Annotated in this window: 11 protein-coding genes and 4 pseudogenes; 7 read left to right on the top strand and 8 right to left on the bottom strand. The window is 60.9% G+C overall.

Annotation, left to right across the window (positions count from 1 at the left end):
• Positions 1 to 124: 124 nt before the first annotated feature.
• A pseudogene (locus tag ACN2XU_RS23910) lies at positions 125 to 1,057 on the top strand (CaiB/BaiF CoA transferase family protein); the annotation flags it as partial.
• 107 nt (positions 1,058 to 1,164) lie between these two features.
• Here the strand turns inward: ACN2XU_RS23910 and ACN2XU_RS24225 are convergent.
• From ACN2XU_RS24225 to ACN2XU_RS23870, 7 genes are all read right to left on the bottom strand, one after another.
• Entirely contained in the window at positions 1,165 to 1,953 is a 789-nt protein-coding gene (locus ACN2XU_RS24225; protein WP_500797243.1) for an aldehyde dehydrogenase family protein, read from the bottom strand.
• Positions 1,954 to 2,104: 151 nt separating this feature from the next.
• A complete protein-coding gene (locus ACN2XU_RS23895) occupies positions 2,105 to 2,791 on the bottom strand; it encodes a GntR family transcriptional regulator (protein ID WP_419412854.1) in 687 nt (228 codons plus the stop codon).
• Between the two features lie 133 nt (positions 2,792 to 2,924).
• Positions 2,925 to 3,653: an amidohydrolase gene (locus tag ACN2XU_RS23890; protein ID WP_419412856.1), complete on the bottom strand. Its 729-nt coding sequence runs from the start codon at positions 3,651 to 3,653 to the stop codon at positions 2,925 to 2,927.
• Complete coding sequence (locus tag ACN2XU_RS23885; RefSeq protein WP_419412853.1) at positions 3,629 to 3,892, bottom strand: hypothetical protein; 264 nt, start codon at positions 3,890 to 3,892, stop codon at positions 3,629 to 3,631. Before ACN2XU_RS23885 ends, ACN2XU_RS23890 begins: the two co-directional genes overlap by 25 nt.
• A 122-nt stretch (positions 3,893 to 4,014) precedes the next feature.
• Complete coding sequence (locus ACN2XU_RS23880; protein WP_419412852.1) at positions 4,015 to 4,275, bottom strand: hypothetical protein; 261 nt, start codon at positions 4,273 to 4,275, stop codon at positions 4,015 to 4,017.
• A 39-nt stretch (positions 4,276 to 4,314) separates the two neighbouring features.
• Entirely contained in the window at positions 4,315 to 4,455 is a 141-nt protein-coding gene (locus tag ACN2XU_RS23875) for a hypothetical protein (protein ID WP_419412851.1), read from the bottom strand.
• Between the two features lie 108 nt (positions 4,456 to 4,563).
• Positions 4,564 to 5,244, bottom strand: coding sequence for a TetR/AcrR family transcriptional regulator (locus tag ACN2XU_RS23870; RefSeq protein WP_419412850.1), 681 nt, complete (start codon positions 5,242 to 5,244; stop codon positions 4,564 to 4,566).
• 121 nt (positions 5,245 to 5,365) lie between these two features.
• On the opposite strand from ACN2XU_RS23870, the pseudogene ACN2XU_RS23865 reads away from it, so the two are divergent.
• From ACN2XU_RS23865 to ACN2XU_RS23840, 6 genes and pseudogenes are all read left to right on the top strand, one after another.
• Positions 5,366 to 6,438, top strand: a pseudogene (locus ACN2XU_RS23865) (ABC transporter ATP-binding protein).
• A gap of 102 nt (positions 6,439 to 6,540) precedes the next feature.
• A complete protein-coding gene (locus tag ACN2XU_RS23860) occupies positions 6,541 to 6,906 on the top strand; it encodes a hypothetical protein (RefSeq protein WP_419412849.1) in 366 nt (121 codons plus the stop codon).
• Positions 6,791 to 8,179 carry an ABC transporter permease subunit gene (locus ACN2XU_RS23855; protein WP_419412855.1) on the top strand — a complete coding sequence of 463 codons (1,389 nt, stop codon included), beginning with the start codon at positions 6,791 to 6,793 and terminating at the stop codon, positions 8,177 to 8,179. Before ACN2XU_RS23860 ends, ACN2XU_RS23855 begins: the two co-directional genes overlap by 116 nt.
• Before the next feature lie 24 nt (positions 8,180 to 8,203).
• Positions 8,204 to 9,088, top strand: a pseudogene (locus ACN2XU_RS23850) (extracellular solute-binding protein); the annotation flags it as partial.
• Between the two features lie 216 nt (positions 9,089 to 9,304).
• The gene (locus tag ACN2XU_RS23845; protein ID WP_419412848.1) at positions 9,305 to 9,592 is read left to right on the top strand and encodes a hypothetical protein; all 288 of its coding nucleotides are present in this window, start codon (positions 9,305 to 9,307) and stop codon (positions 9,590 to 9,592) included.
• 6 nt (positions 9,593 to 9,598) lie between these two features.
• Positions 9,599 to 10,438, top strand: coding sequence for a serine hydrolase domain-containing protein (locus ACN2XU_RS23840; protein ID WP_419412847.1), 840 nt, complete (start codon positions 9,599 to 9,601; stop codon positions 10,436 to 10,438).
• Between the two features lie 3 nt (positions 10,439 to 10,441).
• Here ACN2XU_RS23840 and ACN2XU_RS23835 read toward each other — a convergent pair.
• Positions 10,442 to 10,560 (bottom strand): annotated as a pseudogene (locus ACN2XU_RS23835) (IS3 family transposase); the annotation flags it as partial.

Below are 10,560 nucleotides of genomic sequence, written 5' to 3'. Positions count from 1 at the left end.
CACGTCATGCGCCACGCCCAGAACCTGGAAACGGTCAACACCTACGAGGGCACGCACGACGTCCATGCCTTGATCCTTGGTCGGGCGATCACGGATCTGCAGGCGTTCGCATGAGGGGGCTAGCGTGACTGCCGATGCTCCGCTGAAGGGCCTGAGGGTTGTCGAGTTGGCACGCATTCTGGCCGGTCCCTGGATCGGTCAGGCGCTGGCGGACCTCGGGGCCGAGGTGATCAAGGTCGAAGCGCCCGAAGGCGATGACACCCGCCGCTGGGGACCGCCCTTTGTCGAGCGGCCCGATGGGAAGGGCGGCATGGAAACCACCGCCGCCTATTTCCACGCGGCCAATCGTGGAAAGACCTCCGTGACCTGTGATTTCTCGGATGCGGCGGATCTTGAACGTCTCAAGGAGCTTATTGCCGAGGCCGATGTTCTGGTCGAGAACTTCAAGGTTGGCGGTCTGCGGAAATTCGGGCTGGACTACGATAGCCTGAACGCTGTGAACCCCGGACTGATCTATGCCTCTGTGACCGGGTTCGGGCACGACGGCCCGCTCGCCGCGCAGCCGGGGTACGATTTTCTGGTGCAGGGCATGTGCGGGATCATGGACCTGACCGGCGCCCCGACGGGCGAGCCGCAGAAGGTTGGCATGGCCTGGATCGACATCTTTACCGGGCTTTATGGTGTGATCGGCATTCAGGCCGCGCTGACGGATCGGGCGCGCTCGGGTCTTGGACACCATGTGGATCTGTCGCTGCTGGACTGCGGCGACGGCGTGCTGGCCAATCAGGCGACGAATTTTCTTCCGGGCGGTGTTGTGCCGGGCCGGCTCGGCAATGCGCATCCGAATATTGTGCCGTATCAGGTGTTTCCCAGCTCGGATGTCCATCTGGTCATCGCCTGCGGCAATGACCGACAGTTTGCCGCTCTGTGTCGCGCGCCGGATCTGGCCGCGCTTGCCTCTGATCCCCGTTAAGCCACGAATCCGTCGCGTGTGGCCCATCGCGACGGGCTTTGCGAGATCCTCGGCAACCGCACGTGCGAGCGCAGCAAGACCGATCCACCGGACGAGCCGCTGGCGGTCATGCGTGTGTCCTACGGCGTGACAGTGAGCGCAAAGATCTGGTTGTACGTGTTGCCGCCCGCGCCGAATTCCGGCGTGTTGGATTAGCCGATGACGATGGCGCCCTTGGCCTCCAGCCGCTCGACCATGTCGTCCGAGCTATCCGGCAGATTGTGGGCATAGACTGGCGATCCATAGGTGGTCCGCACCCCGGCCACATCGTGCAGATCCTTGATCGCAATCGGCAATACGTCCACCCATGACGGATCGTCCCTACGCGTCTCGCCCATCGCCTCCATCGCCCTGGCGGCGGCAAGGGCGCGGTCCCTGCACAGGGTTGGCAAGGCCTTGGCATCATGCATGACTTTCGCAAAGATCTGCGCCGATAGCGACGACAGTTCGGAGGGTTTGAGCACCATCGTGCAGCCCGCCGCAAGCGCCGCGCCGACCTTCTGGGTTATCTGGTTCATCGGCCAGTTCCACGGCGTGATCAGGACGGCGACGCCCTTGTGTTCCATCACGATCCGGTCGGAACAGTCGCCGACATCCGGCGTGCTGACCCAGTGGACCTTGTCGATTGCGGCGACGAAGTCTTTCAGATCCCTTGTCCTGCCCCGACCTGCGAGGCCGCGGACATCGTTGCCGGTGCGCTCATCTCGCGGGTCATCGCGGCGGCGAGATCGCCCATGCGCGCCTCGTAGCAGGCCAGCACCCGTTCGAGAACCGCCTTGCGCTCGGCTACCGTGGTTTCCGCCCAGGAGCCGAAGGCGCGCCGCGCCGCTTCGCGCCATCGTGCCGATCACGTCGCCGGTCGCGGGGTTGATGATATCGTGGTCTGCCACGGCTTGGGTCTTCTGCGATGCGCCGCCGATATAGGCTTGTTCCAGTCGCATCCGGGGCCTCCGTTTGGTGTCAGATGGAGGTCAGGCAGTTTTTCGATCACGAACCTGGATCTCACTCCGGAAGCCCTGGTGCGGCAGGACTGGAGACTGTCACGGCATTGGCAGGGAGCGCGTCGCGCAAACTACGTGATTCCAATTGTGGCTATTCGAACTGTCCGTGTTCTATCAGAAACTCATGACCTTCGCGAATATCGCGCGCCAGAAGCTCGGCGGCGGCATTGCTGTCCCCGTCCGCGATGCGCTTGACGATCTCATCGTGGTAATCCAGCTCCAGAATACCGCGCAGATCATTGCCGAACTGTCCGCTGAATTGCCGCAGGAACGGCCCGACCTGCAGCCACAGTGTCTCGATCAGAAACAGCAGCGACGGCGAGCCGCAGGCTTGATAGATACTGAATTTGAAGTCGTGGTTGTAGATCAGATAGGAGTCGATGTCCTGATCTTCGGCGGCCGCGGTCAGGGCGACAGCAACCTGTCGCAGCTTCAAAAGCCCGCTTCGGTCCAGCGCGGCGGCGGCCCGACGCGCGGCGGCCGGTTCACATACAAGCCGCGATGTCATCAAATCGTCAAAGCGTTCCCGTGTCATCGCGGGCAGCACCATCGACCCGTTCGGCAATTGGTCCAGCGCGTGTAGCGCCTGCAGCCGCAGCAGAGCAGAGCGCACCGGCATGTCGCTGGTGCCCAGTTCCTTGGCCAGTTTGCGAGAGGTCAGCTTGCGTCCCGGCTCGAATTGTCCGGACATGAGAGCGTGGTGCAAACGCTGGTAAACAACCTCATGCAGAGGTTGGGTTTCCACCGGGCTCAGACCGATCGGTTGTTGTTTGTTCATCTCTTGCCCATCCCGGCGGACACTGCGCTTCTTGAACGGTTGTGCCGGGTCAACCTGCCACTCAGGCCACGCGGCCTCAACCGCCTAAGCGGTCTTGCGACATTGCGCGGCAAAGGAACGGGGCAAGCGAGTCTCAGATACGGTGCGTGATCCTGCCGTCGCAGATCGTCAGCACAGACCCAAGACCTGGTATTCCATGCTGTGAGACGGCCTCTGTGTAATCACTCAGCAGCACCAGATCAGCCGGAATTCCGGGACGAATACGCCCGGTGCGATCATCCATGAACCCGGAATAGGCCCCGCGCCATGTGGAGGCCTCCGGCGTTTGCTGCAAGGATAGGCGTTGATCCGGCAACCCCTCAGCCCAGGGTGTCCGGAATTGCGCCGCCATGTTGCCGATCAGCGGTTCGAGCGTGACGATCGGCCAGTCGGAGGAAAAACAGAACGGCGCGCCGGCGTCGACGATACTGCGCCAGGCATAGGCCAGATGCCACCGGTGCGGGCCGATGGCGGATTTTCCCGGCTCCAGCGGCAGGTCCAGCGTGCCCGGCGGATGCTGCGGTTGCATCGACGCGATCACGCCAAGCTCGGCAAAGCGCGGAAGATCATCGGGATGAATCACTTCGATATGTTCGATCCGGTGGCGGCTGTCGCGCGCACCGTTGGCCTTTTGCGCGGCCACGTAGCCGTCCAGCACGATCCGCACGGCCCCATCGCCGGTGGCATGAACCGAGATTTGCAGACCCCGGCGGTCGATCTCGATCACGGCCTTGCCGAAGGTCTCGGCATCAGAGATCGGCTCGCCTTTCCAGCCGGGGCGGTTTGCATAGTCGTCAATCAGCACGGCGGTGCCGCTTTCCAGAACGCCGTCGAAAAAAATCTTGACCCGCCGGATTTCAGCATGTCGCTGTGAAAGTCTGCGTGCATCCGGCTGGCCTCATCGAGGTCGGAGAGCGGCTTGCCCTCGGTCAGATGAGACGGCACCTCCACCCGGCAGGCCATCTCACTCGCCTGTTCTATTTCTTGCAGCAATTCAAGCATATAGCGGTTGCCGTCCATGTTGTGCGCGGCAGTGATCCCCTGCGCGGCGCAGTAGCGCATGCCTTCCCTGAGGACCTCGATATCGGCGGCGCGCTCCTCCGGGGTGGCGGGGTTTCCGGCTCGCTCCCGGACATGCCGAGCATTTCCCGCCCGCCGGAGGTCCGCAGGTCAAGCACGGGGAGTTAGGCGTTTTTCTCGCGCAGCTCTCCGGTCGCCACCTCGTTGCCAGCGCCCACGTCGCGGCCATCCAGCAAACCCGCCGCGCGCAGGGCAGGGGTGTTTGCCCAGTCGGTGTAAAAATCGAAGGCTATCAGGGGACGGTCAGGTTCCATCGCATCCAGCGCATGACGCGTCATCTGGATGTCTGGACCAAGGATGTCATAAGGCGTGCCCTGCGCGATCAGCAGCCCCTCATCCGGATTGGTGGCGGCGAAGTCACGCACAGCGGCGGCGAGGTTCTCGCGGCCATGGACGTTGGCCAGTTACAGGAGTTTGCGGCCATAGGCGCCGCTGAACAAGTGGATGTGTGCTTCGACAAAACCGGGCAGAAGCGTGTCGCCCTGCGCGTCGATGCACGCGGTAGCCGGCCCGATATGCGCTTCCAGATCGGCATGCCGACCCACGGCGAGGATCTAGTTGGCTTTGATCGCCACGGCACTGGCGGTGGGGGCCGCGCTGTCCATCGTCATGATCCGCGCATTGTGGATAAGGATATCGGCTTGGGTCATGGTTCAGCGCATCGTTGGTTTCAGGACGGGGGATGCAAGGAACGCATCGGTAAACAACATCGCGGCCAGAGGGCGCAGTCGCGCCGACAGGCGGGCTTTGTGCTGTGCCAGATCGAGGGATTCATCCTTGATCAGCTCAAAGAACGTCGCGTTCCAGATGTCAAAGATCAGCTCCGCCAGAAATGCCGTGTTCCCGTGTTCCTGGCTGCGCAGGGATATCTGATAGTGGCCAAGAAAGACTTCGAGCGCGTGCCGCAAGTTGCTATCAACGCGCTTGTATTCCTGCGCAAGCTCGGTGTCCGGGTGGCGGATGCAGGCCGCCTCGGCATAACGCCAGACGCGCTTGGCCGCGATGTTCAGCGTGCCTTCTGACACGGAAACCAGCGTATCAACCAAGATCGTGCCAAAATCCGAATCAGTGCGCGGCTTCATCGACACGTCGTGTGCGATCGCATTTTGCGAACCTTCGGCGATTAGAGCGATCAGAAGGCCATCCTTGTTACCGAAGTAGTTGAACACCGTGGGAGGAGAAACCTGCGCGGCCTCGGCGATATCGGCCATGGTTGTGGCGTCGATGCCTTGCGCGGCGAATAAGGCTTTGGCATGAAGCAAGATTTCATCGCGCCGCTTTGCCTTTTTGCGATCGCGCAAGCCCGGCGTGCCTGAATTTTTATCGACCGGCAATCTGGAAGTTCCCACGGGACGACCCTTTTGTGCCTGTTAAATTTTTTTCGACTAAAAAGTTTTAGTCAATAAGAATTATTCGGAACAGGGCTGAGATCCACCAAGATCGTAGGATGGCACAATGATCGAACTGAATTCCGTATCCCAAACCTATGGGGTCGGCGCCGCGGCTTTCGAGGCGTTAAAGCGCACCGACCTGACAATCGGGGAGGGGGAGTTCCTTACGCTTTTTGGGCCCTCGGTCTGCGCAAAACCACCTTGCTGCGCCTGATCGCCGGATTCGTGGCTCCAAGCAGTGGCAAGATCATTCTCGACGGCACCGAGATCACGCAGCTTCCGCCGAACAAGCGCCCGGTGAACACGGTGTTCCAGAACTACGCGCTCTTTCCTCATATGACCGTGGCGCAAAATATCGCCTTTGGTCTGGAAACATTGGGAAAATCGCGGTCCTAGGTGGCGTCGGGCGTGGACAAGATGCTGGCGCTGGTCAAGATGGAGCACTTTGGGGACCGGCCCATCGCCGCGCTTTCGGGTGGACAGCAACAGCGCGGCGCCCGGGCCCTTGCCCCGCATCCGCGTATTCTGCTGCTGGACGAGCCGCTTTCGGCGCTGGATCTGAAGCTGCGCAAGGAAATGCAGGCCGAGCTGAAGCGGCTTCAGTCGGAAACCGGGATCACCTTTGTCTTTGTCACCCACGATCAGGAAGAGGCCCTGACCATGTCGGACCGGATCGCGGTGATGAATGCCGGGGCGATCCACCAGATCGCCGCGCCGCGGAACCTGTATGAAACTCCGGCGGACCGCTTCGTCGCGGACTTCATCGGGGAAAGCAACTATCGGGACACCCGCGTCGTGGCCGAGACCGAGGATGCGCTGGATCTTATCATCGCCGGGCAGCATACGCTGCGCCTTGCCCGCCCGGAGAAATCCGGCGGCACGCTGAGTGCTCTGATCCGGCCCGAGATGATCTGCCTTGGAACCCCCATCGAGGGCAGCGATTGCATGTGTTTCGAAGGCACGGTCCAGACCGTGGTCTACCTCGGCACCGACACGCAAGCGCACATGACGCTGGATGACGGTGCGCCCATCGTTGCACGGCTGCAAAACGCCAGCCCGCTGCTTGCGACGCTCGGCAGCGGCGACAGGACCCAGATCAGCGTGCCACGCAACGTCGTGCGGCTGGTGGCGGCATGAGCGACGTGGCCAAATGAGCTTTCGATCCACCCCGCCGCAGCGCCTGTCGGATGCCGTAGCCGGGCAAAAGCGCACGGGTCACCGGCGCCGTTGGCTGTGTCCTTGCCCGCGCTGACGATCGTCACGATCCTGTCGTTGGTGCCACTGCTGATCGTTCTGCTGTTCACGTTCCTGCAAAAAGACACCTATGGCGGCGTGGTCTGGCAGTTTTCCGGCGTGGCCTGGACCGAAGTGTTGTTTCAGCGGGATATCTTTGACGGCACTATCGGCTTTGCCGATGCGCATCTGTCGATCTTCCTACGATCGCTCAAGATTTCCGTGCTCACTACGGTTGATGACCCTGCTGCTTGGCGTGCCCATCGCCTATTTCATCGCGACCCGGCCCAAATCCTCCCGCAATATCTGGCTGTTCCTCATCACCGTGCCGTTCTGGACCAGCCTTCTGATCCGGACCATCGCGATCCTTGAAATCATCCGCAAAGACGGGATCGTGAACAAATTCCTGTTGGGCGCGGGCCTTGTTGATGAGCCTGTGCAATTCCTGTTCACCGATTTTGCGATCGGCATGGGGATGACCTATGTCGATCTGCCGCTGATGGTGCTGCCGGTCTATGCCTCGGTCGAGCGGCCGGACTGCGACCTGCTCGAAGCCTGCTATGATCTCGATGCCACACGCTGGGCCGCATACCGCCGTGTCGTGCTGCCATTGATCAAGCCCGGCGTCATCGCCGGCTCGATCCTGGTGTTTGTGCCGTCACTGGTAGAATACGTCACGCCCCGCATTCTGGGCGGCGGCAACCTGATGATCGGTAAGCTGATCGAACTGCAATTCGGCCAGGGGCGCACCTGGCCGCTCGGGGCGGCGCTCTCGCTGACGCTGCTGCTGATGATCGTCGGGTCCTCTTTTTCTACGTCGCCGTCACCGGCAAAGAGGAAAACAGCCATGGATAAATCCGGCCCGCAGTTCAACGTCCGCCGCATGCCCGGCGTCACGCCCATCGCCATTCTGGGGTTCGTGTTTCTTTACATGCCGCTCGGCGTGCTGATCTTCTATTCGTTCAGCGCCGGGGATGTCTTGGGCCGCTGGGAAGGCTTTTCCTGGCGGTGGTACGGCACTGCACTGCACAATGAGCTGATCCGCGAGGCGGCGTTGCGCTCGCTGTTGGTGGCCAGCGTCGCGGCGACCGTTGCAACGATGGCCGGGATCGCGACCACACGTTCGACAAGCTTCAAGGCGCGCAAAAGGGTCTATCTGGTGATCTCGCAGCCCCTGATGGTGTCGGAAATCGTGATGACGGTCTCGCTGCTGATCCTCTTTGCCCTGATCTGGAACCTGACCGGCGTAAGCGGGCTGGGCTATCTGATCGCCGCCCATACGACTTTCTGCATTCCCTTTGCCTACATGCCGATCCGCGCCCGGCTGGAAGGCATGGACAGCAATCTGGAGGCTGCCGCAGGCGATCTCTGCGCCGATGCCTGGGTCACGTTTCGGCGGGTCACCCTGCCGCTGCTGTTCCCGGCGGTGCTCAGCGGCTTGATGTTGTCCTTTGTCATCTCGCTCGACAACGTGGTGATTTCGCAATTCGTGAAATCCGCCGGACAGGAAACCCTGCCCACCTACATGCTCGGCCAATTGCGCCGCGGCATTTCCCCAGAGGTTTACGCGGTCTCGGCGATGATGCTGACGCTGAGCGTCGTGATCGTGTCCGCCTTCTTCATACTCACCAACAAGAAAAACTGACCCGTCCAACAGAGGAGTCACACCATGGCCCATCCCAAGCTCTTGACCTGCGGCGCCGCGCTTCTGGCGCTGACCGCACAAACCGCCACCGCCGAAGGCGAATTTAACAATTTCAACTGGGGCAACTACACCTCGCCCGAGCTGATCGAGAAGTTCGAGGAAACTTGCGACGTCAAGGTCACCGTGACCGAATATGACAGCTCTGACGCGGCCCTGGCCAAGGTCAAGGCGGGCGGTCACGGCTTTGACATCGTGGTTCCGACGCACAGTTTTGTTCCGGTCTGGATCGGCGAAGGCCTGTTGATGGAAACGCGCCCCGACCAGATGAAAAACTTTGCCAATGTCGATCCGCAATGGGTGGACGTGGATTGGGATCCTGGCCGCCACTACACCGTGCCGTGGCAGTGGGTCACCACCGGAATTCTGGCCCATACCGGCAAATATTCCGGCGAAATCAACACCGCCTCGATCATATTTGATACCCCCGAAGAGCTTTACGGCGAAATCAATGTCGTGCCCGAAATGCAGGACGTCATGAACATCGCAATCTACTACTATGGCGGCGAGCAATGCACCGACGATCTGACCTTCCTCAAGACCGTCCGCGACGGGATGCTGGAAGCCAAAAAGGGCTGGATCGGCATTGACTATCCCGCCTTCGAGAAATTCATCAACGAGGACATCCTCGGCTCGATCTTCTGGAATGGCGCGTCGATGCGGGTGCGCACAGACAACGATAAATTCGCCTATGGCTACCCGAAAGAGGGCTATCCCGTCTGGCAGGATACCGTCGCGGTTCTCGCCGATGCTCGCAATCCCGAGAATGCCAAGCTGTTCCAGAACTTCATCATGGCCCCGGAAAACGCCGCGCTGATCTCGAATTTCGCGCGTTATGCCAATGGCATCAAAGGGTCCGAAGAATACCTTGATCCGACGCTGATCGGCGCGCCGGAACTGGTCATCCCGGACAACCTCAAGGAGGCGGGCCATTTCACCAAGCTCTGCGCACCGGAAACGCAGGAACTGTATACCCGCATCTGGACTGAAATTCAGAAGTAACCTGTCGCTCGAAGGGTTGGCTGCAGTGTGGCCAACCTTGTTATCCCTGACAAATCGGAGCCTGCAATGAGCCTCACGTCGCAATTTCTTTCTTCTGCAACTCTTGGCCTCGCCGTCGGGCTGGCGGGCGCAGCGCATGCAGATGAGTCAACCAGCCGCTGGCTTAGCCCGACCATGCTGTCCGGGCGCGCCAACATGTTTGCGCCTGACCTCAATTTCCTGACGTTTCAACACATGGACAAGGTGTTCGCGACCCGGACGGTCGCCCATGGCGACATGGTCTGGACCTTGCCGAAATCTCCGGTGTCCCTCGACGGGACATATACGATCCTCGGCGAGACCCATGATCTTTAAGGGGCGTTGGAAAAGACAAGGACCAATGCGCTGATCGTGGTGAAGGGCGGTGTCATCGTATTCGAACGCTATCGCAACGGCAGCGGTCCTGACACGCGTTTTCTGACCTTCTCGGTCGCAAAATCCTACACATCCACGCTGATTGGCCTCACCTTGAACGACGGCCTGATCGAGAGCCTTGATGACCCGGTGACAAAGTACCTGCCCGAAATGGCGGCTAGCGGAGACGACGGCCCCTCGGTGCGGGGCTTGTGGCGGATGCGATCCGGGGTCGATTGGGAAGAGCGGTATGAATTCGGCAGCGAAACGCAGCTGACCAAGGTGCACGACAACGCGCTTGTCAGCTATCGCTATCGCTGGTGCGACTATGCTGCAAATGAATCGCAAAAAGGCGCGGCCGCCCCGGATGAGCGGTTCAATTACTCCACCCTCGACACCAGCGTTCTGGGCTGCGTCGTCGAGCGTGTGACCGGCAGAACCGGCGCAGACTACATGTCAGAGAAGCTGTGGCAGCCCTTGGGCGCGGAACATGGCGCCTATTGGATCATGGACGGACCAGAGGACGTCGGCCGCGAATTCTATGGCGCGGGCCTGGCCGTGACGGCGCGTGATCACGCACGGTTCGAGCAAATGATTCTGCAAGGTGGGATAGCCGATGGCACCCGTGTCCTGCCTGAAGGCTGGGTCACCGAGGCGACCGTGCCCGACGAGGGCTATGAACCGACGGAGCCGGGATCGGAGGTTGGCTATCAATACCAGTGGTGGACGGAGACCGGGACCGATGTGTTCATGGCGCTGGGTCTGCACCATGGTAATCCTCGCGTTATTAAGGGGACGTGGTCGTAGAACTTACGCAGCCATTTTCAGTTTCATTGCGGGCGTGATGCCGCAGATGCCCATGTTCGGGCGGTCGGTGTTGCAAGTCGAGAGCCACTAGGGTGGCAAAGTGTTGGGCCTCCTCGATGCTG

This window comes from Pacificoceanicola niger (genome assembly GCF_048553275.1).
Lineage (GTDB): Bacteria > Pseudomonadota > Alphaproteobacteria > Rhodobacterales > Rhodobacteraceae > Pacificoceanicola.
Note: the sequence above shows the minus strand (reverse complement) of the source record. Positions and strands in the feature narration are given on the sequence as shown.